Origin of the sequence: Aeromicrobium massiliense JC14 (assembly GCF_000312105.1) — a bacterium.
GTDB lineage: Bacteria > Actinomycetota > Actinomycetes > Propionibacteriales > Nocardioidaceae > Aeromicrobium > Aeromicrobium massiliense.
Genome location: NZ_HE978638.1, coordinates 426,122 through 450,280 on the forward strand (window position 1 = coordinate 426,122; position 24,159 = coordinate 450,280).

The following is a 24,159-nucleotide window of genomic DNA, read 5'->3' on the forward strand; positions in this document are numbered from 1 at the left end:
GTCCTCGTGCAGGAGCCGCCCATGACCGACGTCCAGCAGCTCCTCGGCACCGGCGCCCTCCTCGTCGTGATCGACCTGGTGATCCGCGTCGTCGCGCTGGTCGTCATCCCGCGCAACCGCCTGCCCACCGCCGCGATGGCGTGGCTGCTCGCGGTGTTCTTCATCCCGGTCGTGGGGGTGCTGCTGTTCCTGCTCATCGGCAGCCCTCAGCTGCCGCGGCGGCGGCGCGAGAAGCAGCGCGAGATGGACGTCGTGGTCGAGCAGGCGTCGCGCGACCTCGAGCCGCCCATGCTCGCCGACGCCTGGCCTCCGTGGCTCGACCCGGTCGTGACGATGACCCGGACGCTCACGGCCATGCCGATGGTCGGCGGCAACGACGCCCGTCTGGAGGCCGACTACGAGGGCTCGATCGCCGCCATGGCCGCCGAGATCGACGCCGCCGGCTCCTACGTCCACGCCGAGTTCTACATCCTGTCGCTGGACGCCACGACGGCGCCGTTCTTCGACGCGCTCGAGAAGGCGGCGGGGCGCGGCGTGGTCGTCCGGGTCCTGCTCGACCACTGGGCGTCCTCGCACTGCGCGGGCTACGACGAGACGCTCGAGCGGCTGACCTCCCTGGGTGCCGAGTGGCAGGTGATGCTGCCGGTGCAGCCGCTCAAGGGCCGCTACCAGCGGCTCGACCTCCGCAACCACCGCAAGCTCCTCGTCGTGGACGGCGAGGTCGCGTTCGTGGGCTCGCAGAACGTCATCGACCGCAGCTACAACAAGAAGAAGAACCTCAAGCGCGGCCTGAAGTGGCAGGAGCTGATGTGCCGCCTGGAGGGTCCCGCGGCCACCGCGCTGGACCTGGTCTTCACCACCGACTGGCTCACCGAGTCCGGCGGCGAGCTCGCTTCCGCGCCGGACGACCTGCAGGTCGGGCCGCCGGTGGCTGCGCGCGGCCAGGTCGACTGCCAGGCGGTCCCGAGCGGGCCGGCCTTCGACGTCGAGAACAACCTGCACCTGTTCCTGAGCCTGGTCTACGGCGCCCGCGAGCGGCTCGTGATCACCAGCCCGTACTTCGTCCCGGACGACTCGATGATCCGCGCGCTCACCGCGGCGTCGGCCCGGGGCGTGGACGTGGAGCTGTTCGTGTCCGAGATCGGCGACCAGGCGCTGGTCTGGCACGCGCAGCGCTCGTACTACGGCACGCTGCTGCGCGCCGGCGTGCGGATCCGCTGCTACCCGGCGCCGTTCATCCTGCACGCCAAGCACCTCAGCGTCGACGAGGACGTGGCCCTGATCGGGTCCAGCAACATGGACATGCGCTCGTTCGCGCTCAACAGCGAGATCTCCGTGCTGCTGCGCTCGCGGTCGGTGGTGCGCCAGATGCGTGAGGTCGAGGACGACTACCGACGCCTGAGCGTCGAGCTGACCCGCGAGCAGTGGGAGCGCGAGCCGTTGCGGCGCACCACCCTCGACGGGCTCGCGCGGCTGACCTCGGCGCTGCAGTAGCCGGACTGCCGGGTCGCGCTCGGGGTCGACGCCGACCTCGTCCACGATCGGTTCGGGACGGTCGACGACGCCGACCCGTCACGGGCCGGCGCCGTCGGTTCCTCGGACGACCGTGGGGCGAGGTCAGGAGGACAGCAGCCGCGCCTTCTGCGCGGCGAACTCGGCCTCGGTGAGCACGCCTTGGTCCTTCAGGGCGGCGAGCCGGGTCAGCTGCTCGATCATGTCGCCGGAGTCGGCGGCCGGGGGCGATGGGGCCGGGGGCGGAGGCTGGTAGGCCTGCTGGTCCGGGTACGGCTGCTCCTGCTGGGCCCAGCGTCCGGCCTGGCGCCGCGACACCCGGTTGGAGACGGCGGTGGCGGTGCCGGCCACGACGGCCGTCCGTGCCACCCCGCGAAGTAGTCCTGGCATGACGTGGTCCTCTCCCTGGTGGTCGGTCAGCTCGCCGTGGCGGAGTCGCTGGCGGTGCTCGTGGGCTCGGTCGCCTCGACGGCCGAGAAGAGCTCGTCGGCGGGGATGCGGCCGCTGGCCACGAGCCGGGCCTGGCTCCCGTGCAGGGCGGCGACGAACGGCGCGGCCCAGACGTTCTCGTACAGCAGGATCGCGGCGGCGCTGTCCGGCTCCAGGACGGCGCCGGCGCTGGCGCGGTCGTCCTCGTCCAGCAGCCCGGTGGCCACGCCGGCGAACACCGACAGGTCGAGCTCGCCGTCCCCGTCGAAGTCGCCGATCTCCATGCCCGTGACGGTGCCGTCGGCGTCCTTGCTCACGAAGGTCAGGTCGAGGATCCGGATGATCCCCTGGTCGGCCAGGTCGACGAGGATCGCCAGCCCCTCGCCGGTCATGTGGTTGCCGGGGAACTCGACGACCAGGTAGTCGACCGGTCCCATCGGCGTCTCGTCGTTCTCGGGCATCAGCGCGCCTCCTCGATCGGCCTGGCGGCGGGCCGGTCGGCCGTCGTCCAGGCCTCTCGACGGTAGGTCCGGGCGGACGCCGCACGGCTCACCCGCAAAGGATGATCGGACCCACGCAGGTGCGCCGGAAGGGCCCGTCGTGCCGGACGCGTGCGGGCGGCTACTCCGGGCGCGCGGCGCGAGCGGCGCGCGTCCGGTGCCGCGCCAGCAGCAGAGCACCCGTGCCGGCGACGACGAGGGCGAGCCCCAGGACGCCGGCCGTGGGAGCCCAGCGCGACATGCCGGTGTCGGCCAGGGTGGACACCGGCGCGGCGGGGGCGGCCGGCGGGAACGGGTCGGTCGGGGGCGCCGGAGCGGCGGACGTGGGAGCCGGCGTGGGCGGCGTGGGCGGCGTGGGCGGCTCCACCACACGGATCGAGGCGTCCACGGGCGGCGCCGTCACCGCGCCGTCCTCGGCCGTCGCGGTCGCCACGTTGACGACGCGGCCGCGCCGGTCGACGTCGCTGGCGCGCACGCGGTAACGGCCACGGCACTCGGTCTCGCGGCCGGCCGCGTCGCTCCGGGGCGCTAGCCGGGTGCTGCGGCAGGCGACGGCCGGGATCCGGTCGTCGAGCACCCGCAGGTCGTCGACGGCGGCCAGCCCGGTGTTGGTGACGGTGTACCCGAAGTCGACCACGTCCCCGACCTGGAACGGCCCGTCGTCCAGCACACGCTTGCGGATCCGTAGAAGCGGCGCGGGGTCGACCGACTCCAGCACGACGTTGCGGACCAGGTGGACGTCCGTGAACGCCCCCGTGGAGGCCGAGAACCCGAACTTGTAGCTGTCGGGGACGGGGTCGGGCGCGGGCAGGTCGAGCACCTGCTCCGGCGCGCCACCACCGCGGGAGAGCGAGACGGTGACGCGCGGCGACGGCGCGGGGGAGACTGTGACGGTCACGGTGCGGCGCACCGCGTGCAGCGCCGCCTCGGCCGGCTCGGCCCCGGGCGGGAGCGCGACCAGGTCGCTGCGCAGCGAGAACGGCAGGGTCGAGGGCCACGGGCCCGCGGTGCTGTCGAGGTTGGCCGCCGTCGAGGTGAGGAAGCAGTACCCCTCCGTCCCGTCACCGGGGCCGCGGACCGTCACCTTGTCGGGCTCGGGCCGGCGGAAGCCTGCCCCGGCCGGGGAGCGCTGGTCCGCGGGGCAGCCGTTGCTGCGCCGCTCCCAGTCGCCGAAGAAGTTCCCCAGCGCGTCCAGCCCGATGCCCAGGTAGCCGTCGTTCACGCCGGGCAGGAAGTCGCGCGCCGGGTCGTCGTCGGGGAGCTTCTGTGCGTACCCCAGGCTGCCGCCGAAGGCACCGGGCGCGTCGAGCGTCGCCTCTCCGTCGGTGAGGAAGAACGCGATGCCGTCCGCAGGCGCCTGCGTCGGCCCCGTGGGCGTCGTCGTGCCGTACTGCCACTGCTCGAAGGTGACGGTGAGCCCCTGCGTCGCCGGGATGGGCACGTCGAACAGCACCGCGCCAGCCTGGTCGTTGGACGCGTCGGTCAGCTGCAGGAAGCCGTGCGGCGCGGCGTCCGTCGGGGGAACCGGTCCGGTCCGGGCGGTCGGACAACCGGCCAGCGGATGGTCCCCGCTGCCGGGCGCGCCGGCCGCGGCTCCGGTCAGGCAGGCCGATCCGTAGGCGACGAACCCGGGCACCACGGTCGCGCCGCTGAACGTCTCGTCCAGGTAGGGAGCGCCGTCGGCGGCGGCCGGCGCGGCGGTGGCGAGGCCGGCGACGGCGGCGACCACGCCCACGACGGCCAGCCGGACGCCGGCGGCCGACGTCCCGCGGGGGCGGCTCGTCGTGCGTCGCCGCTCGGACATGCTGCACCTTCCTCGACGTGACGTCCGCCCGTGCAAGGGCACCGGCAGGCTCGGCGTCCGGACTACGTGGCCTCGGGCCGTCGCCGCTTCACCCGTTTCGGGGGACCCGGCTCACCGTGGACTCGCGCCGTGCCCGGGGCGCCGTCGCCCAGCGCCTCGGCGAGCGCGGACGCGGTGGACTCGCCGAGCACCGGGGTGGCGGGCACGACGCGCACCCCGGGGTAGCGGGTGGTCAGGTCGTCGGCCACCCAGCGCCGCACGAGGTCCGGGTCGACGCCGGTCAGGTACAGCCGACCTCCGACGGCCTCGAGGGCGGACGCGTAGTCGCCGGCCACCTTCCAGAAGGTCGCGCCGAGCGTGGTGCGGCCGCGCAGGCGCACCAGCACGACCGGTCCTGGAACCGCGTCGCCACCCCGCCCGGACGGCTTCGGCAGGCGACGCTGCAGCGTCCGGGCGCCGGCGTAGAACAACGAGCCGTGGACGTCGAGCACCACCACGTCGCCAGGAGCCACGGCTTCAGGCAGGTCCACCTCGCGGACCCGGCCGTCGGCACCGCGGACGAGCCGCACGAGACGCAGGTCCAGGGCGTCCTGGTTGAGCTGCAGCACGAGCGAGGCGAGGACGCCGATGCCGACCGCCGTGGCGACCGGCAGCACGAGCACCGCCGCGAACGTCGCGAGCATCGCCACCGCCGGGATGCGGCCGGTGCGCAGCACGGTGAGCAGCTCGCGCGGCCGCACGGAGCCGATGCCGGCGAAGATCAGGACGGCGGCGAGCGTGGCCAAGGCGACCTGCCCGACCGCGTCGGCGAGGAGGACCAGGATCACGACCATCCACAGCCCCGACCAGATGCCGGCCCAGCGCGACCGAGCGCCCGCGGCCACGTTGAGGGCGGTCTGGCCCACCGAGCCGCCCACCGGCTGGCCGCCGACCAGCCCGGAGGCGAGGTTCCCGACGCCCTGGGCCACGAAGTCGCGGCGGGTCGAGGACGGCGACCCGTCCGGGTTGGGCACCGCCTCGGCCACGCCGGCGCCCTGGACGAGCACGAGCGCCGCCACCGAGAGCGCACCCCCGACGAGCTCGGGGCGCAGCAGCCCGAGGTCGGGGAGGGCCGGCGCCGGCAGGCCCTGGGGGATGCGCCCGGTGTCCGCGACGCTCGCGACCGAGTCGGCCCCGAGCAGCAGCACGGCCGCGGTCGGGACGACCAGCGCGACGAGGGAGCCGACGACCGCCAGCCGGGTCCGGGCCATGACCACGAGCAGCAGCAGCGCCCCACCGGTCGTGGCCGCGGTCGGCCAGTCGGTCTCGTCGAGGTGGGCCAGCAGGTGCGCCGCCTTCGTGATGGCGAGGTCGCCCGAGGGCGCGACGCCCGTGGCGTCGGGCAGCTGGCCGAGCACCATGTTGACCGCGACGCCGGTGAGGAACCCGAGCATGACCGAGTAGGACACGAACCGGATCACCCGGCTGAGCCGCAGCGCCGCGGCGAACAGCATCGCGGCGCCGGTCAGCACGGTCAGCAGGATCATCGCCTCGGACCGCTCGTCCGCCTCGTAGGAGGACAAGGCGGAGCCGGCGGCGAGCGCCGCCGCACTGGTCGTGGTCACCACCATCAGGCGGGTCGAGGAAGTGGCGCCCCCGGCGATCGGCCCGGCGAACGACGCGTACAGCCCGTGGGCCGGGTTGACCCCCGCCAGGACGCTGCTGGCCATGCCGTCCGGCACGCTGGAGATGGCACCCGGGATCCCGGCCACCAGGTCGCGGCGCAGGTGCCGGCGCTCCGGCGCCACCGACCGGACGCCCCGGAGCACGCGCTCGCGGTAGAACCGGCTCAGCGCGGTCTCGGGCTCGTCCACGGGTCGGTCCCGTCGTGGCGGGTCGGGGCTCGGCTCACTCCCGGGCCATCGCCGCGGCCGCCTCGCGCTCCAGGTCCAGGTACGTCTCCTCGCTCAGGTCGATGCCGACGCCCGCGATCGTGCCGCCGGTGAACCGGAACGGGCTGGTGTACGTGCGGCTGACGTTGTCGCCGCTGTCGAAGCCGACGCACAACCCGTCACCGCACAGCGTGAACTTGCCGACCTGGGACCGCATCGGCCCCTCCGCCGCGACGTCCTCGTTGACGAACAGCCGGGTGGTGCCGACGGACTCGCCGTTCTCGCCCGTGCTCTCGCGGGTGAACTCCACGCCCAGCGTGTAGCTGCCCGCCCCGAGCACGTCCGAGACGAACGTCTGCTCCGGTGGGATGCCGAGGAAGTTGTAGACGTAGTGCAGCCGGTGGTCGCGCACGAACAGGGCGTGCCCGCCGAAGCGGGAGCCGTGGGCGAAGATCACGCCCTCGGCGTCCGCCTCCAGCTCGACGTCGGTGACGATCTTGTACGAGCGCCCGCGGATGCTGGCTGCGACGCTCTCGGGCACGGGCGACGTGTCGGGGTAGTACACGTAGCGCGTGCGCGGCGGCTCGGCCTGCGGACGCTCGATGGTGAGCTGCTCGCGCGCCGTCCGGTCGTCCAGCGGCAGGACGTTGTTCCGCTGCGCCTCCTCGAACCAGACGTCGATCAGCTCTTGCAGCTTCTCGGGGTGCTCGTCGGCCAGGTCGTGGGCCTCGGCCCGGTCCTCGTCGACGTGATACAGCTGCCAGCGGTCCTGGTCGAAGTGGCCCTTGCCGCTGATCGGCGCGTGGACGGCGACCGCCTTCCACCCGTCCTGCCAGATCGCCCGGGTGCCGAGCATCGCGTAGTACTGGCGCTCCTTGGCGGTCGGGACGTCGGCGGCGTCGAAGCTGTACCGCATCGACACGCCGTCGAGCGGGCGCTGCTCGACCCCGCGGTAGACCGTCGGCATCTCGAGCCCGACGACGTCCAGGATCGTGGCCACCACGTCGGTCGCGTGGTGGTACTGGTGGCGGATCTCGCCGCGTGCGCTCATCCCGGCCGGCCAGTGGACGACCATCGGGTCGCACGTGCCGCCCGAGTACTGGGCGTACCGCTTGAACATCTGGAACGGCGCGCTGAACGCGGTCGCCCATCCGGTCGGGTAGTGGTTGTAGGCGTCCGGTCCGCCGAGCGTGTCCAGGTGCGTGAGGTTCTCGTCGAGGTCGTCGGGGTAGCCGTTGAAGAACTTGTTCTCGTTGACCGACCCGTGCGGGGAGCCCTCGCCGGACGCGCCGTTGTCGGCGCAGTAGAGCACCAGCGTGTTGTCGAGCTGCCCGGTCTGGTCCAGGTAGTCGATGATGCGTCCGACCTGGGCGTCGGTGTACTCGGAGAGGGCGGCGAAGACCTCGGCCATGCGGGAGAAGAGCCGCTGCTCGTCCTGGCTGAGGCTGTCCCACGGCGGCACGTGGTCGGCGGGGACGGCGACCTCCTCGGGCAGCGGGTTGGTCGGGGTCAGGACGGTGCCATCGGGCAGGACGCCCTTCTGCACCATCCGGGCGAGCACCCACTCGCGGTAGGCGTCGTAGCCGTCGTCGAACATCCCGCGGTACTTGTCGATGTACTCCTGGGGCGCGTGGTGCGGGGCGTGGTTGGCGCCGGGGCAGAACCACAGGTACCAGGGCTTGGAGGGGTTGGACGAGCGCTGGTCGCGCAGCATCCGCAGGGCCTGGTCGGCCAGGTCCTTGGACAGGTGGTAGCCGTCCTCGGGGGCGTAGGGCTGCTCGATGAAGTGGTTGTCCTCGACGAGGTCGGGGTACCACTGGTTGGTCTCGCCGCCGAGGAACCCGTAGAACCGGTCGAAGCCCTTGGCCAGCGGCCACTCGCGCTTGCTGCCGCCGCTGGAGACATCCTCCTCGGGGACGTTGTGGTTCTTGCCGACCCAGAAGGTGCTGAACCCGTTGTCCTGCAGGACCTGCCCGATGGTCGCGCACTCGTCCGGCAGCCGGCCGGCGGCGCCGGGGAAGCCGTTGGTGCCCTCCATGATCACGGCGCACCGGTTGACGTGGTGGTTCCGTCCGGTGAGGAAGATCGACCGCGTCGGCGAGCACAGCGCGCTGGTGTGCCACTGGGTGTAGGTCAGGCCCTCGTCGGCGAGCCGCTGCATCGTCGGCATCTGGATGCGTCCGCCGTAGGGCGACCACGACGCCATGCCGGTGTCGTCGTACAGCACCACCAGGACGTTGGGGGTGCCCTTCGGGGCGCGCTTGAGCTCGTAGGGCGACCAGTCCGGGACGGAGTCGCGTACGTCGAGCTCGATCTTGCCGGAGAACTCGTCGGCCATGGGTCTTCCTCCTGGTGGGTGCCGGTGCGGGCCGAACGCCCACGTCGCCACTGTCGGACGCCGGGACCGTCCGTGCCCTCACCCTCAACGGGGGAGTCAGCGGCGGACCCGGGTTCCTAGCGTCGGAGCCGTCCGTTCCCGAGCCCTCCGAGAGGACCACTCATGCTCGTCCGTCGCTTCGGCCGCCCTGGTCTCCTGGGCACCATCGCCCGCACCGCCGTCGTCGCCGGCACGGCGTCGGTCACGGCCAACGCCGTCAATCGCCGCCAGCAGGCGCGGGCCCAGCAGCAGCAGGAGGCGGCCGCCTACGAGCGGCAGGCGCAGTCGTCGGGTGCGGCCGCGCCCAGCCTCGGCGACCAGCTCGAGCAGCTCGCCGCGCTGCACTCCGCCGGTGTCCTCACCGATGCCGAGCTCGCGTCCGCGAAGCGGCGCCTCCTCGGCTGAGCGGGGTCGCCGGTCACGCGGGCGGCGTCGGCGGGAGGTCGCGCACGAGGGCGGCCAGCGTCTCGGGCGCGTCGTCGGCGAGCTGCACGTGCATCAGCGTCACGTCGCCGCGAGCGAGCCCCCGCTCGACGAACGGGCGCACCGCGTCGACGTCGGCGTCGGCCGACAGCACGAGCAGGGCGGACGTGCCCGGCGCCAGCCGTCCGCGGATGCCCTCGAGCACCCCGTCGTCGATGCCGGTCGAGCGGAGCCGCTGGACGACCGTCGCGACCCCGGCGCCAGCCGCCGCGCCCGCCAGCGGGGCGAGCAGGACCGCTCCGGCGAGGGCGCCGAGCACCGACCCCCGCGAGGCGGCGACCGTGGTGCGGTGGCGCAGGTGGCCGATGCGCGGGCGGTCCGCTCCCCGGGCCCAGGTCACGGTGATGGCGTCCAGGACGGTGAGGGCACCTCGTTCCTGCAGGTCCTTGAGCCGCACCTCGCCGCCGGAGGCACCCATGGCGGAGTCGTAGTGCCAGACCGTCAGCGAGCTGGTGCCCATGAGGTCTCCTCGTCGCCGTCAGAGGTCCGGGGGCGAGTCGAGCTGGTGGCACAGCGCCCACAGGACGACCACGTCGATCGTGATGAGCACGAACGCCCACACCGGGTAGTAGGGGATGAACGCGAAGTTCGTCACGACGCTGACCGTGGCCAGCAGCAGGCCGGCGACGCGGGCCCACGTGGCACCGGTCAGCAGGGCGATCCCGACCGCGGCCGCGACCGCGCCGACGCCGACGTGCACCCAGCCCCACGTGGTCAGGTCGAGCGCGGCCCAGTAGTCGGTGCTGATCGCGAACACGTCGTCCTCGGCCAGGGCCGAGAGGCCCTGCAGCACCTGCAGCACGCCGACGGTGGCCAGCAGCGAGCCGGCCACCGCGATGGTGGCCCACGCGAACGCGTCGGCGGTGGAGGCCCGGCCGTTCGAGCGGCGGCCCGGTGGGGTGGTGGTCATGGTCGCTCCTTCGTCCGGCCCGCGGCCTGCGGACCGAGATCGACGCTAGGCACGGACCGCCGGGGGCACGTCGCCCGAATCAGGCGACACCGGCCGTCTTCACCCGGGCCGGGGGAACGCAGCCGCGGGGAACGCCCCGAAGACTGGCCGGACGCCGCGTCGCCTGCCGCGGCGCGTCGATCGCCTCGGACGGGAGGTGGCCCGCGTGAGCGTGGTGGCGCGAGCACGCGAGCACGCCTCGGCCGTCCGCGTGCGGGGGCAGGCGCTCGGAGAGCGGGTGCTGGCGTCCGTGCCGCTCGCCCGCCGCGTGCTGCGCGACCTGGTCCGCGTGGAGTTCGTGGACCGCGCGATCGTCGTGGCGGCCCAGGCGCTGCTGGCGCTCGTGCCGCTCATCGTCGTGCTGGCCGCGTTCCTGCCGGACGAGGCCCGCCAGGTGGCGGCGGACCGGATGCAGGCGGTCACGGGGCTGGAGGCGGGGCGGGAGGCGGTCGCCTCCACCGGAGCGTTCGTCCAGGACCCCGGGCGGGCGCAGCTCGGCACGGTCGGCGCGCTGATCACCGTCCTGTCGGCCTCGAGCTTCGCCCGGGCGCTCATGCGCGCCTACGAGGTCGTGTGGGAGCTGCCCCACGTCGCCGGCCTGCGTGGACGGCGCCGCTGCCTGGGCTGGCTGCTGGGATGGTTGGTGGCGCTCGAGGCGCTGGCGGCCACCCGAGGGTTGCGCGACGTCGTCGACGGCAGCGCCGGGGAGCTGGCCCTGCGCCCGGTCGTGATCGCCGGGCAGGTCGTCCTCGTCTGCGCGCTGTGGTGGTGGACGCTGCACGTGCTGCTGGCCGGGCGGGTGGGGTGGCGGCCGCTCGTCGTCCCGGCCGTGGTCACGGGTGTCGCGGTCATGGCCACCGCCGCCGGTTCCTCCGTCGTGATGCCCCGGTACGCGGCGTCCTCGGTCGAGCAGTTCGGCGGGTTCGGGCTGGTGCTCGCGCTCGCCGCGTGGCTGGTGGCCGTCAGCGGGGTGCTGGTCGTCGGCGCGATCGTCGGCCGGGCGGTCGCGGAGGACCCCACGTGCGCGCGGTGGTGGCACCGCGTGACGGAGCTCGGGCACCGGGCGCGCCAGGTCGCTCGTCGCTGACCGCTACACCAGCTTGGGGAAGGACAGCAGCACGGCGGCGAGCACGAGGAAGCCCACGCCGCCCACGCCGAGCATCGTCCACTGCGCCGTCGTGCTCCGCATGCGTCCCGAGAGCGCGCCGAAGAAGAGCACGGCGGCGAAGCCGATGGTCAGCACGGTGTAGTCGTCGCCGCGCTGGTTGTTCCGGAGCCCCTGCTGGAACTTCCGGTCCGCCCGGGCGTCGGCCGCCTTCGCCTCGGCCAGCTCGGGGATCGCGTACTCGGGCAGGTCGAACGGCGTCGCTGCGGCGTCGGGGTCGATGAGCGGGCGCGAGGCCACCCATACCGGGAACGCGGTGGCGAGCGGCTCCGGGAACCGGGTCTGCAGGAAGGCGGTGAGCTGGTCGTCCTCCGCCTGGTAGGCCTGCAGCCACTGTGTGAACAGGCCGGTCTGCACCGTCAGCCTGCGGTTGGCGTCGGCCTCGAGGCGGGCGGCGGTGATCCGGCTCGACGAGGCCTCCGAGAACGCGATCGACATGGCGCCGCCCCACTTGCTGGCCTGGAAGCCGGTCCAGGCGGTCACGACGGCGGTGATCGACAGCAGGATCACGGCCAGGAGCTCACGCGTCCCCTCGCCCAGGAGCGGGTGAGGGCGGTCGCGCGCAGGCTTGGGGTCGTCCGCCGTCTCGGTCACACGGACCACGAGAGCATCGGCACGGGCCGCGAGCGGTCACCGGATTCGGGCGAACCGACGGTCGCCCGCGTGTCGCACGGTGACGCCATGCATGGATCTGCGAAGGACGCCACTGCCGCCACCGTCGCCCAGCACCGCGCGCTGCTCGAGTCCTTGCCGTTCTCGGACGTGCGGGACTTCCACGACGCGCGTCGTGGACTCGTCGGCCGGCGCCGGCCGAACGCCGTGACCGCCGAGGACGGGTCGACGGTGTGGGACAACGACACCTACGACTTCATCGCGGGGGAGGCGCCCGACACGGTCAACCCCAGCCTGTGGCGGCAGTCCCAGCTCGTGGCCACCGATGGCCTGTTCGAGGTGGTCCCCGGCCTGTACCAGGTGCGGGGCATGGACCTGTCGAACATCAGCTTCGTCGAGGGGGAGACGGGCGTGATCGTCATCGACCCGTTGATCTCCACCGAGACCGCCGCGGCCGCGCTCGCGCTGTACCGCGAGCACCGGGGTGACCGGCCGGTGACCGGCGTCATCTACACCCACTCCCACGTGGACCACTTCGGCGGCGTCAAGGGCGTCACGACCCAGGACGACGTGGACGCCGGACGGGTGCCGGTGCTCGCGCCGGAAGGCTTCGTCGAGCACGCCGTCTCGGAGAACGTCTACGCGGGCACGGCCATGGGCCGGCGCGCGGGCTACATGTACGGCGCCGCGCTGCCGCGGAGCCCCCACGGCGCGGTGGGTGCCGGCCTGGGCCAGACGACGTCCACCGGCACGGTGACGCTCATCGCGCCGACCGTGGAGATCACCACGACCGGTCAGGAGGAGGTGGTCGACGGCGTCCGCATCGTGTTCCAGATGGCACCGGACACCGAGGCGCCGTCGGAGATGCTCTTCTACTTCCCCGACCTGAAGGTGCTGTGCGCGGCCGAGGACGCCACCCACACCCTCCACAACCTGCTCACCCTGCGTGGAGCGCTCGTCCGTGACCCGCACGTGTGGGCGCGGTACCTCACGGAGACCATCGACCTGTTCGGCGGCGAGGTGGAGGTCGTGTTCGCCTCGCACCACTGGCCGACGTGGGGCAACGCGGAGGTCGTCGAGTTCCTGACGCTCCAGCGCGACCTCTACGCCTACCTCCACGACCAGACCCTGCGGATGCTCAACCAGGGCATGACCGGGTCGGAGATCGCCGAGCGCATCGTGCTGCCGCCGGCGATGGAGGACTCCTGGTCCGCCCGCGGGTACTACGGGAGCGTGAGCCACGACGTGAAGGCGATCTACCAGCGCTACATGGGCTGGTTCGACGGCAACCCGGCCCACCTGTGGGAGCACACCCCGGTGGACAAGGCCGAGCGGTACGTCGCCCTGGGCGGCGGGGCCGACGCCATGGTCGAGAACGGGCGGGCCGCCTTCGAGGCCGGTGACCTGCGCTGGGCCGCGGAGGTCCTGGGCCACGTGGTGTTCGCCGAGCCGGAGCACGCCGGGGCCCGCGCCCTGCTGGCCGACACGCTCGAGCAGCTCGGGTACGGAGCGGAGAACGGCACCTGGCGCAACTTCTTCCTGTCGGGTGCCTACGAGCTGCGCAACGGCTCGTTCGGCACCCCGACCGTGACGGCGTCGCCGGACATGGTCGCGCAGCTCAGCCCGGCCATGCTGTTCGACGCCCTGGCCGTCCAGGTCGACGGCCCGGCGGCGTGGGACGAGCGGCTCAACGTCGACGTGGTGCTCACGGACACCGACGAGCGCTACCGCTTGCGGCTCTCCCACGGAGCGCTCACCTACAGCGACCGGCCGCAGCCCGACGAGGCGGACGCGACGCTGACCACCACGCGTCGAACGCTGCCGGCCCTCGCCGCCGGCGCTCCGACGCCGGACCGGCTGAGCGCCGCGGGCATCGAGGTCAGCGGGGACGAGTCGGTGCTCGCCCGGCTGACGGCCGTGCTCGACCCCGGCGACCCCGACTTCGCCATCGTGACGCCGTAGGGAGAGGCCCGGGGGCCACCGGCTCGGCGGGGTCGCGCTTCAGATCAGGTGCATCGTGCGGGCCACGGCGAGCGCCTCGCTGCGCCGCGAGACCGACAGCTTGGAGTACAGGTTCGACACGTGCGTCTTGACCGTGTTCTCCGAGACCACGAGGTTCCGCGCGATGTCGGCGTACGTCGACCCGCGCGCGAGCTCGACCAGCACGTCCCGCTCGCGGGCGCTCAGCACCAGGCGGACGGCCGGCAGCGCCGCGCCGTCGCGCTCGGCCTGCGTCGCGACGGTGCTGGAGAAGGCGGCCGCCACGTCGCCCTGCCCGGTGCGGGCGGCGACCACCTGCTGCAGCCACGAGCCGGGCCGGGGCTCGTCGCGACTCGCCAGGACGTCCAGCAACGACGACAGCGGCGTGCCGTGCCGCGACCAGCCCAGGAACGGCACCGCGTTGTTCCGCACCGCGGTCGACGTCGCCGCCTCGCGCAGCAGGTCGAGCGCGAGCTCGGGCTTGCCGAGGGCGTCGGCCAGCTGGGCGTGGCAGGTCAGGGCGAGCTCACGGCTGGCCGGCTGCGCGAACCGCGTCCCGGCGGCGGCCGCGGCGTGCAGCTCGCCGGCGGCCCGCTGGTCCCCGACGAGGTCGGCCTGCAGCCCGAGCAGCAGCGAGTGCTCTCCGGGCGCGTCCAGCTCGCGCGCCTCGTCGGCCGCGTGGGCGAGCCGGTGCCGGTCGCCGGAGAGGTAGGCCAGGAAGGCCTGCTCGATCACCAGCACGATCCGCAGGTGCGCCGGCAGCGCCGCGGTGGCGACCGGCAGTCCGAGCGGCGCGACCAGCACACGCTCCGCCTCGTCGATCGCCCCCTCCCTCAGGGCCGTGCGGGCCTGGACCATCCGTAGCCAGAACCGGGTGGCCAGGTCGCCGGGGTGCGCCGGGCCGGGCTCGAGCCGGCGATCGAACGGGGTGGTGAGCGAGGGGAGCCCCGGGAGGTCGGCCAGGACGAGCGCGGCGGCCGCCCGGGCGCGGGTGAAGCGCGGCTGCCACCCCGGCACCCGCTCGACCTGCTCGAGCGCCTGCCGGGCCAGCTCGACGCACGCCTGCTCGCGCCCGCGCATGTACTGCGTGAGCGCCAGGTGGCTCGTGGCCGCGCACGTGAGCGCCGGCAGGCCACGGGTGCGGCCGAGCTGTGCGGCGAGCGTGAGGTTCTGCTCGGCCCGCACCAGGTCGCCGGTCCAGTTCTGCGTGATGCCGAGCTCGGTGAGCAGCTGCGGCAGCAGGGCGTGGTCGTGCACCCGGACACCCGGCGCCGCGGCCAGGTCGTCGGCCAGCTGCTGGGCCAGTGCCACCGCGCCGTCGAGGTCCTGCTGGCCCAGGCGCGTGAGCACGAGACCACGGAACGCCTCGATCGCGGCCGCGGTCGCCGTGCTGGGATCGTCCGGCGGCTCGACCGGCCGGTCGCCGAGCCGCTCGGCCCAGCGGCGTGCTGCCTCGGCGTCGCCGGCGACCCACCGCTCCAGCATCGCGACCAGCCACGTGCCGGGGTGCGCCTCCAGCACCGCACCGTGGTCGCGCGCGAACGCGGCGACCGCGGCTCCCTCGCCGCGCATGAGCATCGTGATGCCCTCGGCGGCCAGGAGACGGGCCGCCGCCTCGTGCTCGTGCACGGCGACCAGACGACGGAAGCCCCCATCGCCCTCGCCGCGAGCCACGTCGAGGGCGACGGCGGCCGCGACGGTGGCCCGGGCCCGCAGGACGTCGACGCCGCCGGCCACGAGACGTCGCCGGATCACCTCGGCGAGCAGCGGGTGGATGCAGAAGCGCGTCGTCGGTGCACCGGCCGGTTCGTCCGGGGACACACCGTCGTCGAGACGGGTCACGAGCAGGCCGGTCGCCTCCAGGTGCGCCAGCACCTCGCCGGCGTCCGGGTCGCGCGAGAGGTGCACGGCCGTCGCCGCGGTGACCGTCTCCTCACCGGCGACGCACAGCAGCAGGTGGCGCTCGCGCGACGGCAGCGAGGCGAACACCTCGCTGGTGACCTGACCGGCGATGCCGCCGCCGTCACGGGCGTAGGCGATCGCCGCCGCGACCGGGTCGCGGGACGCCGCGACCGCCCGCGACACGAGCACCACGGCGGCGCACCAGCCCTGGGCCTGGGTCGTGATGGCCTCCACCACCTCGGGGTGGTCGGTGCGCGCGTGCTCGGCCACCAGCACGGCCACCTCGTCGTCGGCAAGCCGCAGCACGTCGCCGCGCAGGACGGTGAGATGGCCCAGCAGCTCCGGCACCAGCCGCCGGAGCGGCAGGTCCCAGCGGGCCAGGAGCAGCAGACGCAGCGCGGTGGGCGCGTCCGACAGCCGCTGGTCGATCAGGCTCACGGTCTCGGCCGGCAGCAGGTGCGCGTCGTCGACGACCACGAGCAGCGGCTCGTCCCCGGCTGCTGCCGCGTGGTCGAGCAGGGTGCGCATCCGCTCGGCGTCCCAGTGGGCGTCGGCCTGGACCCACACCGTCCCCTCGGGGTGCCGCAGCCGGGCCCAACCGCCCGCCCCGAGCGTCTTGCCGGTACCGGTGGGCGCGACCAGGAGCGTGACCGGGCCGCGGGTGGCCCGGTCCAGCTGGGTGAACAGGTGCTGGCGCCGCACGTAGGTGCGGGGGAGCCGGGGTGGCGCGCCGCCGTCCGGCGGCGTGAGCGACGGGGCACCGTCGGACGACGGGGGACCGGCGGCGGTCTGGGGCTCTGGCGACACGGACTCATCCCTCCGAGACGTCGCGCTGCGGACCGTCCTCCCTGAACCGGCCCGCCCGAGCGTGCCCCCGCAGCGCTGGTGGGGCGGCCGTGGGCCGTCCCACCAGCGACGCTACGAGCAGGCCCACCCCCGGGCTATCACCCGGGCCGGGTGAGGACCGGGTGAGAACCGGGCCGGCTACGGGTTCATGTCTCGGCTCAGCTGGGTGGACAGGGCCCACACGACGGCGACGTTGAACAGCAGGATCGCGAGCGACCACCACGGGTAGTAGGGCAGGAACAGGAAGCTGGCCAGGCACCCGAGGACCGCCAGGACGATGCCGGCGTACCGCCCCCATGCGGCGCCCATGAGGAAGCCGATGGCGACGACGAAGGCGAGCACCCCGAGGGCGAGGTGGATCCAGCCCCACGTGCTGACGTCGAGCTCGTACGTGTACGCGACGCCATCGACGAAGATGTCGTCCTGCCCGATCGCGGCCAGGCCCTGCAGGGCCTGGAAGAGACCGACGATCGCGAGCATGAACCCGGCGAAGGCCGAGACCCCTGCCGCGGCGAGGCCCGACGACGAGTCGTCGAAGCCGGACGTCCTGGTGGTCATGACTACCTCCGCGAGCCTGCCGGCGGCTGGCCCGCCGGTCCCGGACGACGTTGGCGGGCGGCTGGGCGGCGCTGCTCACCCCAATCGGGCGAAACGTGTCACTCGGACGTCGCTCAGAGCAGGCCCCGCGTGCGGGCGGCGACGAGTGCCTGGACGCGTCCGTCCGCGGCGAGCTTGCGGTACAGCGAGGCCAGGTGGGTCTTGACCGTGTTCTCGGAGACGAACAGCACGCGGGCGATGGTGCGGTTGGTGCCGCCCCGGGCGAGGGCGTGCAGCACGTCGAGCTCGCGTGAGGTGAGGCCGAGCTCGGCGACGACCGTGGGATCGGCGGGATGCGCCGGCGACCGCCCGTCGGTCCCGCGCGCCGAGACGGTGGGACGGTCGATCGCCCCGAGTGCGGTCGCGACGGCCGGGTGCGGGTCGAGGTGGGCCGCGGCGTCGACCAACAGGTCGCGCAGGCGCGGCGAGATCCCGCCGACGCTGGTGAACGACCGCCACAGCCGCTGGGCCGAGGCCCGGCTGAGCGCGTCCGGGAGCAGGTCGGTGGCCCGACGGTCGGCGGCCGGGTCCTGGGCGCGCAGGAGGAAGCCGAGTCGCGCCGCGGCAGCCATGACCCCGACTCCGCGTGGGAGGCGGACGTCCCCCGGTGCCAGGACGGCGTCGAGCCGGGCGACCGCGCCCGAGGCGTCCCCGGCCAGCCCGGTGCCGAGGGCGTCGACGACCGTGGCCTCGGGGTGCTGGCTTCCGGCCCGCAGCTCCGCCGCCTGCTCGGCGAGGGCGTCGAGGTCGGCCAGGGCGACGGCGACAGAGACGTGGGCCATCGCCACGTGCCGCCGCGCGAACCGCGGGAGGCTGTCGCGGGGCAGCACCTCCAGCACGCGCCGCGCGGTGTCGCCGTCGCCGTCCGCGGCGGCGAGCTCGGCCTCCAGCAGGTGCCGGTAGGCCGTCGACAGGTGGTCGTACGGATCGGGGTCGGCCGCGGCCCGCGCCAGCTCGTCCCGGGCGGCGTCGAGCTCGAGGGCCTGCAGGTGCCCCACGGCGAGGACGAGGTGGGCCCGGGACGCCACCGGGCGTGCCACGACGCCGTCGATCCGGGACGAGGCGAGGCCGGCCAGCGCGCGACGGGCGGACCGGGCGGCGGTCTGGTGTCCGTCGCCGGCCAGCTCCACGACGGCGCGCAGGCTCGCGGCGGACGCGACGGCGACCGGCGACGACGACGCCTGGGCGTGCGCGGCCGCGGCCTGCAGGTGGTGCGCCGCGCCGACGAGGTCGTCCGTGCCGACCTGCAGGGCGGCCAGGTCGAGCATGAGTCCCGCGACGCGCAACGACGAGACGCCGGACGCGTCGTGGACGTGCGGCGCAGCGGGGTCGTCCGGGCAGCCGAGCACCTCGGCGGCGGCGCGCACGGCGCGGGCCGGCGGCGACCAGCCGCAGCGGGCGGTCCAGACCTGCAGGCCGGCCAGGTCGGCGTCGAGGTCCCGCTCGTCGGGAGGCGCCCAGGCCGGCAGGTCCGTCCCGGTCCGGCCCGCCGGGGTCACCGCTCGGTCGGCGAGGCGCTTGGCGATCTCGGGACGTCCGGTCGACCGGAGCAGGAGCGCGTCCAGCGCCAGCACCGCCGGTGATGCGTCCCGCAGCTCGCCCGGGACCGCCTCGAGTGCAGCGGCCACGAGCTCGGTCTCGCTCCGCGCGAGCAGCTCCGGCGCCGTCTCGTGAAGGGTGTCCAGGTGCAGCGCGATCCGCTCGGAGAGGACGGCGTGGCGCAGCGCCTGCGCGGCCTCGCCGGCCCGCAGGTGGTGGGCGACCGCGCGCTCGTGGGCGTCGGCCACCGTCCGGTGCCAGGCGCCACCGGAGAGGGCGCGGCGTCGTAGCACCTCGCCCACGACCGGGTGCAGGCGCCACGCGGGTCGGCCCGGGTCGTCGCCGCGGCGGGCAGCGAGCAGCACGGCGTCCGCCGCGACCTCCTGCAGCAGGGCCGGCGCGCGGGCGTCGCCGGTCAGCACCACGGCCGCCTCGGAGGTCAGGTGCGCCTCCTGGCTCAGGCACGCCAGCACCAGACCCAGGTCGGACGGGTAGCTGTCCAGGGCGGCGTCCACGAGCAGCGCCGCCCGCGCCGACAGCCGGGCCGGGACGTCGTCACCGGGTGCACCGGTCAGTCGGCGCACGCTGCACCAGTCGCCGGCCATCAGCGTCACCGCCGCGGCCCAGCCGTCGGCCGCCACCACGATGCGGGTGACGTCTTCCGGCTCACCACCGGGCAGGAGCGACCTGGCGAGCTGAGCGGCCTCCTCGTCGTCGAGCCTCAGACGGTCGGGACGGGCCACGGACATGTGGGTGGTGAGTGCCGCGTCGGCCCACTCGGGCTCGCGGCGCGCGAGCATCACCAGCCGGGTGCCCCGGACGGCCAGGCGGCGCGCGAGCAGCGCCTGGTCCGCGGTGCCCAGGTCGTGGGCGTCGTCGACGACCAGGGCGGTCGCCGGGGAGAGCGGCTCGTCCAGCACCGTGTCGGCGACGTCGGCAGCGCTGCACCAGCGGACGGAGCCCGCGGGCTGCTGCTCGGCCCACGCGGTGGTGCCACACGTCTTGCCCGTGCCCGCCGGTGCCACGACCAGAGCGACCGGGTGGCCCTCGTCCAGGAACCGTTCGAGCCGGACGCGTCGCAGCACCGGCTCGGCGCCGGACAAGGTCCCCGTCGGCAGGCCCAGCACGCGCGTGTGGTCGCCGGACACCTCGCCTCCCCCCTCCCGTCCCGCGGACGTGCCGCCGGGCCGGGCTCCCGGTGACATCGTGGACCCCTCCGGGTGCACCGCGCAGCACGACGGGCCCGGATCGGGAGATCCGGACCCGTCACGCGGTGTCGGTCAGTCCTGGGCGAAGACCGTCCGCATCGCAGCCTCCTGCTCCGAGCTGAGGTTCGTGAACAGCAGGTCGGACGGCTCGTGGCCGGCGAAGGCGTCCTTCACCTTGTCGACGACGGCGTCGCTGCTCATGAGGAACAGCGCCGACGTCCCCGGCGTGACCTGGTCGCGGACCCGGTTGATGAACTCGTCGTCGATGCCGACGTCGGTCAGCGACCCGGTCAGGGCGCCGGTCGCCGCGCCGACCGCGGCCCCGAGCAGGGGCACGAAGAAGATGAGGCCGAACAGCATCCCCCAGAACGCCCCGCCGAGCGCTCCGGCGCCCGTCGTGGACACGCCCTGGTGGGTCTTGGGCTTCTTCTTGCCCTCCTCCCACGACACGGTGGCCGCGTCGAGCACGGTGATGACGTTCTCCTTGGCGAGCTGGGCGAGCGTCCGAGCGGCCTCCTCGGCGCCGCCGGGGGTGTCGAACTTCCATACGGTCAGAGTGGCCTGGGCCATGTGATGCTCCTTGGTCGGCGCGTCGGCGACGCGGCTGTCGAAGTCGTGTCCAGTTCAGCCGTCCCGGTCGGGACGCCCCTCACCCGTTCGGGGTGAACGTCCAGCCGGTCCGGCGCCCTTCGGGGCCGTCCGCAAGGCGTCCTCGATGGTGGGGTGCAGTGGCGGCTCCGGCTCACCGGCCCGGGCCAGGACGTCGCGCACCTGGCCGACGTCCTCCGCGAGGGCGAGCTCGGCGCCCATGGCGCGCAGGTCCGCCCGCAGCTGGCCGAGCATCTGGACGGCCGTCACGTCGACCGAGGGCGTCGTCCGTCCGTCGAGCACCACCAGGCGCAGCCCCTCCACGCCGGCCGCGAGCTCGCGGATCCGGGCCCGGACGTGGTCGGCGTTGGCGAACACGAGCGGCGCCTCCACGCGCACGACCAGCACGCCCGGCAGCTGCGCGTACGCGGGGTTGCGCTCGGCGTCGACCCAGGCGCCGGTGGGGCCGCCGGGGGAGCCGGTGCCCACCGGGGCGAGCGGTGCGATGTGCGGGCGGGAGGTCCGGGCCAGCAGCAGCACCAGCGAGACGCCCACCCCGATGATCAGGCCGGCGAGGGTCTCGAACAGCAGGACGCCGAGCAGCGCTGACGCGGCGGCGACGAAGTCGGCCCGAGCGGTCAGCTGGTAGACCCGCGCGAGCGGTCCGGTGCGGACGCGCCACAGGCGGCGCAGCGAGGCGAGGTCCACCAGCTCGATCACCGCAGCGATGACGATCGCGGCCAGGAGCGCCTCGGGCAGCTGCTCGAACAGGCCGGTGAGGAACAGCAGCGTCACGAGCGTCAGCACCGCCGCGGTCACGCCCGACAGGGGCGAGCGTCCGCCGGCGGCCCCGTTGACGGCGGTCTTGGAGAGGCTGCCGTTGACGACCATGCCGGACGTCAGGCCGGCCCCGAGGTTGGCCGCGCCGAGCCCGAGCAGCTCGCGGTCGGGGTCGACGTCGTAGCCGGCCTTGGCCGCGTACGTCTTCGCGGCACCCAGGCCCTCGGCGAACCCGACGAGCATGACGGCGACGCCGCCGGCGAGCAGGTCGAGGTAGTCGCTGCCGGAGGCGTCCGGCACGCCGAGGCCCGGCAGGCCGGCGTCGATGTGGCCCACGACGTCCAGCCCGCGCTCCTCGAGGTCGAGCAGCGCCGTCAGGGCGATGCCGGTCAGGGCCACGACCAGCGAGCCGGGCACCGCCGGCACGAACCGGCGCAGCACGAGGAGCGCCGCGAGGCTGCCGACGCCGACGGCCGCGGTGAGCGGATCGGTCTCGCCGAGGTCGCGCACCACGTCGGCGGCCTTCTCGAAGAACGAGCCGGAGCCGCCGTCGAGCCCGAGCAGCGCCGGCACCTGGCCGATCATGATCGTCAGCGCCAGGCCGATGATGAAGCCCTTCAGGACGGGCTCGGAGATGAACGAGGCCAGGAACCCCAGGCGCAGCAGCCCGGCGGCGACCGCCACGACACCGGTCGCGAGGGCGAGCGCGGTGGTCAGCACCAGCACGTCGTCGGACCCGGTGGCGACGGTGGCCACGACCCCGGCGGAGAGGGCTGCGGTCGCCGACATGGGAGCCACGACGAGGTGCCGCGACGAGCCCACGAGCGCGTACAGCACGAGGGCCGGGACCGCGGCGTAGAGGCCGACGACCGGCGGGACGCCGGCGATCGTGGCGTAGGCGAAGGACTCGGGCACGAGCACCGCCCAGACCGTCAGTCCGGCCAGCAGGTCGGGCCGCACCCACGACCGGCGGAAGCCGACGAACGCCGGCGCGAAGGGGCGGGTCACCCCGGCACGGTAGGAGCGTGGCGCAGCCGGTCAGGTCACCTGGAAGGGGTGAACGGCCTGGCTCACAGGTCCCGTGGCTTGACCGCGGCGGCCGGAGGAGGGGGCCACTCGACGGCGACTCCCCGGTGCAGCGGCGACCCTGGAGCGGCGACGGCGTGGGTCACCCGCGAAGCGACCTGTGGTCCGGAGCCGGGGTCGTGCCAGACGTGCAGCAGGAACGTCAGGCGGCCGGGCTCGGCGCCGCAGAGCAGCGCCGACGGTGCGGGGGAGTCCAGGACGCCGGGCAGACCGGCCACCGCGTGGACCAGGACGTCCGCGACCGCCTCGGTGCCCAGCGCGGCGGCGCCGGCCTCGTGCTGGTCGGGCCCCACGTCCACCCGGACCTGCAGGTCGAGCCGCGTGCGGCCGTGGGCGGACTCGTTGACGAGCGGCTCGTCCATGACCAGGCGGTTCGGCAGGTGGACCGTTCGCCCGTCGAGCGTCACGAGCACGACCGAGCGGGAGGTCAGGTCGGACACGTGGCCGCGGTAGCCGTGCGCCTCGACCAGGTCGCCCAGGCGGATCGGGTGCCGGGTCTGGATGGCCAGGCCCGCGCCGAAGTTGTCCGCGATGCCCCGGACGAGCAGGAACGTTCCCGCCAGCAGGACGAGCACGGTGGCGAGCAGGGGCTGGATCGGTGCCCCGAGGATGGCGAGCACGACGCCGACGCCCACCACGATGACGCCGTACCGCGCGACCCGGGCCGCCTGGAGCGCGACGTCGTCGGCGATGCCCTGGACACGAGCGGACACGCGCATCACGGCGCGGGCGGCGTAGCGGGCGGCGAGCACCGTGACGAGCGACGCGGCGATCGCCCACAGGACCGACGACACCGTCAGGTGGAGACCGGCCACCGGCACGTCGAGCGACCAGGCGGCTCCGGCGACCGGCAGCATCGGCACGTCCCTCCTCGGCGGTGCGCGGCGGCACCGGGTCGATCGTCCGGAACGGCGTGGCCCCGGTGCTCGCCCTTTTCCGGTGAGTCGCGGCACCGCCCGGGCTCGTAGCGTCGCGGCGTCGCCCGCCTTCGCCGGGCCCGCAACCGAAGGAGACCGGTCGTGAACGAGGTCGTGGGCGAGCTACTCCCGCTGGCACTGGGCGTGGCGATCTCGCCGGTGCCGATCATCGCGGTCATCCTCATGCTGCTGGCGCCACGCGCCCGGGCCGCGTCGGTCGCCTTCCTCGCCGGCTGGGTCGTGGGCATCACCGTGGTCGTGGGCCTCGTCGCGCTGCTCGTGGACCCGGCGACGGGCGACGAGGACGCGCCGACCTGGGTGGCCGTGGTCAAGCTCGTGCTGGGCGTCGTGGTGCTGCTCCTCGCGGTGCAGCAGTGGCGCGGCCGCCCGCGTGCCGGCCAGAACGTCGAGCTGCCCGGCTGGATGGCGGCGATCGACAAGGTGACGCCCGTGCGCGCCGGCGGGCTGGGCGCGTTGCTGTCCGGCCTGAACCCCAAGAACCTGGCGCTCGGCGTGGCCGCCGGCGTCGCCATCGGCGGCGGAGGGCTGTCCGGCGGCCAGGCGGTCGGGGCGGCCGCCGTGTTCGTCGTGCTGGCGGCGAGCTCGGTCGCCGTGCCGGTGCTCGGCTACCTCGTGGCGGCCGACCGGTTGCGCGGTCCGCTCGACGAGCTGCGCACCTGGCTGACCGCGCACAACGCGGCGGTCATGACCGTCCTGCTCCTGGTCATCGGGGTGGCGATGGTCGGCAAGGGCCTCGCGGGGCTGTGACGACGGGGCGACGAGGGACGACCATGAGCAAGATGGTGATCCGGGTGGACGCCGAGCTGTCGGCCGAGCTGCTGGGCGCGTTCCCGCACCTCGTCCCACGGCACCACCGCGCGTCGACGACCATCACCGGCACGGTCGCCGACCAGCAGGAGCTGCAGGGCGTGCTCAACCTGCTCACGTCGCTCGGCGTCGACGTGGTCGAGGTCGTCACGATCCCCGAGGGCTGAGCTGGCGCGCCCGCCGCGC

The 24,159-nt window shown here is 74.4% G+C and carries 20 protein-coding genes; 6 read left to right on the forward strand and 14 right to left on the reverse strand.

Annotated elements, in window-relative coordinates:
* The first annotated feature begins 21 nt into the window (after positions 1 to 21).
* Positions 22 to 1,494, forward strand: coding sequence for a cardiolipin synthase (cls, locus tag HGAM_RS14860; RefSeq protein WP_019146289.1), 1,473 nt, complete (start codon positions 22 to 24; stop codon positions 1,492 to 1,494).
* Positions 1,495 to 1,617: 123 nt separating this feature from the next.
* On the opposite strand, the gene HGAM_RS14865 is transcribed toward cls, so the two are convergent.
* The 5 genes from HGAM_RS14865 to HGAM_RS14890 all read right to left on the reverse strand — a co-directional run bounded on the left by HGAM_RS14865 (position 1,618) and on the right by HGAM_RS14890 (position 8,454).
* Positions 1,618 to 1,881 (reverse strand): SHOCT domain-containing protein, encoded by a 264-nt coding sequence (locus tag HGAM_RS14865; RefSeq protein WP_019146290.1) that lies wholly within the window; start codon positions 1,879 to 1,881, stop codon positions 1,618 to 1,620.
* 47 nt (positions 1,882 to 1,928) lie between these two features.
* Positions 1,929 to 2,402 carry a DUF6325 family protein gene (locus tag HGAM_RS14870; RefSeq protein WP_019146291.1) on the reverse strand — a complete coding sequence of 158 codons (474 nt, stop codon included), beginning with the start codon at positions 2,400 to 2,402 and terminating at the stop codon, positions 1,929 to 1,931.
* A gap of 160 nt (positions 2,403 to 2,562) precedes the next feature.
* Positions 2,563 to 4,245, reverse strand: a complete 1,683-nt coding sequence (locus HGAM_RS14880; protein WP_019146292.1) for a DUF7507 domain-containing protein — start codon at positions 4,243 to 4,245, stop codon at positions 2,563 to 2,565.
* Between the two features lie 62 nt (positions 4,246 to 4,307).
* Positions 4,308 to 6,098, reverse strand: coding sequence for a SulP family inorganic anion transporter (locus HGAM_RS19600; protein ID WP_019146293.1), 1,791 nt, complete (start codon positions 6,096 to 6,098; stop codon positions 4,308 to 4,310).
* A 34-nt stretch (positions 6,099 to 6,132) separates the two neighbouring features.
* A complete protein-coding gene (locus tag HGAM_RS14890; RefSeq protein ID WP_019146294.1) occupies positions 6,133 to 8,454 on the reverse strand; it encodes an arylsulfatase in 2,322 nt (773 codons plus the stop codon).
* 162 nt (positions 8,455 to 8,616) lie between these two features.
* Between HGAM_RS14890 and HGAM_RS14895 the strand changes: the two genes are divergently transcribed.
* Positions 8,617 to 8,898: an SHOCT domain-containing protein gene (locus HGAM_RS14895; RefSeq protein WP_019146295.1), complete on the forward strand. Its 282-nt coding sequence runs from the start codon at positions 8,617 to 8,619 to the stop codon at positions 8,896 to 8,898.
* 13 nt (positions 8,899 to 8,911) lie between these two features.
* Here the strand turns inward: HGAM_RS14895 and HGAM_RS19605 are convergent, their stop codons facing one another.
* Positions 8,912 to 9,436, reverse strand: coding sequence for a DUF1269 domain-containing protein (locus HGAM_RS19605; protein ID WP_019146296.1), 525 nt, complete (start codon positions 9,434 to 9,436; stop codon positions 8,912 to 8,914).
* Positions 9,437 to 9,454: 18 nt separating this feature from the next.
* Positions 9,455 to 9,886, reverse strand: coding sequence for a DUF7144 family membrane protein (locus tag HGAM_RS14905; RefSeq protein ID WP_019146297.1), 432 nt, complete (start codon positions 9,884 to 9,886; stop codon positions 9,455 to 9,457).
* A gap of 205 nt (positions 9,887 to 10,091) precedes the next feature.
* Between HGAM_RS14905 and HGAM_RS14910 the strand changes: the two genes are divergently transcribed.
* Positions 10,092 to 11,012, forward strand: coding sequence for a YhjD/YihY/BrkB family envelope integrity protein (locus HGAM_RS14910; RefSeq protein ID WP_019146298.1), 921 nt, complete (start codon positions 10,092 to 10,094; stop codon positions 11,010 to 11,012).
* 3 nt (positions 11,013 to 11,015) lie between these two features.
* Here HGAM_RS14910 and HGAM_RS19610 read toward each other — a convergent pair whose 3' ends face one another.
* Positions 11,016 to 11,684, reverse strand: a complete 669-nt coding sequence (locus HGAM_RS19610; protein WP_019146299.1) for a hypothetical protein — start codon at positions 11,682 to 11,684, stop codon at positions 11,016 to 11,018.
* 87 nt (positions 11,685 to 11,771) lie between these two features.
* Between HGAM_RS19610 and HGAM_RS14920 the strand changes: the two genes are divergently transcribed.
* Entirely contained in the window at positions 11,772 to 13,664 is a 1,893-nt protein-coding gene (locus HGAM_RS14920) for an alkyl/aryl-sulfatase (RefSeq protein ID WP_038951873.1), read from the forward strand.
* A 39-nt stretch (positions 13,665 to 13,703) separates the two neighbouring features.
* On the opposite strand, the gene HGAM_RS20940 is transcribed toward HGAM_RS14920, so the two are convergent.
* The 6 genes from HGAM_RS20940 to HGAM_RS14950 form a co-directional block, all read right to left on the reverse strand.
* Entirely contained in the window at positions 13,704 to 16,391 is a 2,688-nt protein-coding gene (locus HGAM_RS20940) for a LuxR C-terminal-related transcriptional regulator (RefSeq protein ID WP_019146301.1), read from the reverse strand.
* 177 nt (positions 16,392 to 16,568) lie between these two features.
* Positions 16,569 to 16,988, reverse strand: a complete 420-nt coding sequence (locus HGAM_RS19615; protein WP_019146302.1) for a DUF7144 family membrane protein — start codon at positions 16,986 to 16,988, stop codon at positions 16,569 to 16,571.
* Between the two features lie 113 nt (positions 16,989 to 17,101).
* Positions 17,102 to 19,714 carry a LuxR C-terminal-related transcriptional regulator gene (locus HGAM_RS19620; RefSeq protein ID WP_019146303.1) on the reverse strand — a complete coding sequence of 871 codons (2,613 nt, stop codon included), beginning with the start codon at positions 19,712 to 19,714 and terminating at the stop codon, positions 17,102 to 17,104.
* A 132-nt stretch (positions 19,715 to 19,846) separates the two neighbouring features.
* Positions 19,847 to 20,344: a DUF1269 domain-containing protein gene (locus HGAM_RS14940; protein ID WP_019146304.1), complete on the reverse strand. Its 498-nt coding sequence runs from the start codon at positions 20,342 to 20,344 to the stop codon at positions 19,847 to 19,849.
* Between the two features lie 54 nt (positions 20,345 to 20,398).
* Entirely contained in the window at positions 20,399 to 22,150 is a 1,752-nt protein-coding gene (locus HGAM_RS19625; RefSeq protein WP_019146305.1) for a SulP family inorganic anion transporter, read from the reverse strand.
* 62 nt (positions 22,151 to 22,212) lie between these two features.
* Positions 22,213 to 23,085, reverse strand: a complete 873-nt coding sequence (locus HGAM_RS14950; protein ID WP_019146306.1) for a mechanosensitive ion channel family protein — start codon at positions 23,083 to 23,085, stop codon at positions 22,213 to 22,215.
* A 162-nt stretch (positions 23,086 to 23,247) separates the two neighbouring features.
* Between HGAM_RS14950 and HGAM_RS14955 the strand changes: the two genes are divergently transcribed.
* Together HGAM_RS14955 and HGAM_RS14960 are read left to right on the forward strand one after the other, a co-directional pair.
* The gene (locus HGAM_RS14955) at positions 23,248 to 23,913 is read left to right on the forward strand and encodes a GAP family protein (protein WP_019146307.1); all 666 of its coding nucleotides are present in this window, start codon (positions 23,248 to 23,250) and stop codon (positions 23,911 to 23,913) included.
* Positions 23,914 to 23,936: 23 nt separating this feature from the next.
* Positions 23,937 to 24,140 carry a hypothetical protein gene (locus HGAM_RS14960; RefSeq protein WP_019146308.1) on the forward strand — a complete coding sequence of 68 codons (204 nt, stop codon included), beginning with the start codon at positions 23,937 to 23,939 and terminating at the stop codon, positions 24,138 to 24,140.
* Positions 24,141 to 24,159: the final 19 nt, after the last annotated feature.

Excerpts from the sequence above, each read along its gene's own strand:
- cls (WP_019146289.1), top strand. The coding sequence starts at position 22 with ATGACCGACGTCCAGCAGCTCCTCGGCACCGGCGCCCTCCTCGTCGTG.
- HGAM_RS14870 (WP_019146291.1), bottom strand. The coding sequence starts at position 2,402 with ATGCCCGAGAACGACGAGACGCCGATGGGACCGGTCGACTACCTGGTC.
- HGAM_RS14880 (WP_019146292.1), bottom strand. The coding sequence starts at position 4,245 with ATGTCCGAGCGGCGACGCACGACGAGCCGCCCCCGCGGGACGTCGGCC.
- HGAM_RS14890 (WP_019146294.1), bottom strand. The coding sequence starts at position 8,454 with ATGGCCGACGAGTTCTCCGGCAAGATCGAGCTCGACGTACGCGACTCC.
- HGAM_RS14895 (WP_019146295.1), top strand. The coding sequence starts at position 8,617 with ATGCTCGTCCGTCGCTTCGGCCGCCCTGGTCTCCTGGGCACCATCGCC.
- HGAM_RS19605 (WP_019146296.1), bottom strand. The coding sequence starts at position 9,436 with ATGGGCACCAGCTCGCTGACGGTCTGGCACTACGACTCCGCCATGGGT.
- HGAM_RS14905 (WP_019146297.1), bottom strand. The coding sequence starts at position 9,886 with ATGACCACCACCCCACCGGGCCGCCGCTCGAACGGCCGGGCCTCCACC.
- HGAM_RS14920 (WP_038951873.1), top strand. The coding sequence starts at position 11,772 with ATGCATGGATCTGCGAAGGACGCCACTGCCGCCACCGTCGCCCAGCAC.
- HGAM_RS19615 (WP_019146302.1), bottom strand. The coding sequence starts at position 16,988 with ATGACCACCAGGACGTCCGGCTTCGACGACTCGTCGTCGGGCCTCGCC.
- HGAM_RS14940 (WP_019146304.1), bottom strand. The coding sequence starts at position 20,344 with ATGGCCCAGGCCACTCTGACCGTATGGAAGTTCGACACCCCCGGCGGC.
- HGAM_RS14950 (WP_019146306.1), bottom strand. The coding sequence starts at position 23,085 with ATGCTGCCGGTCGCCGGAGCCGCCTGGTCGCTCGACGTGCCGGTGGCC.
- HGAM_RS14960 (WP_019146308.1), top strand. The coding sequence starts at position 23,937 with ATGAGCAAGATGGTGATCCGGGTGGACGCCGAGCTGTCGGCCGAGCTG.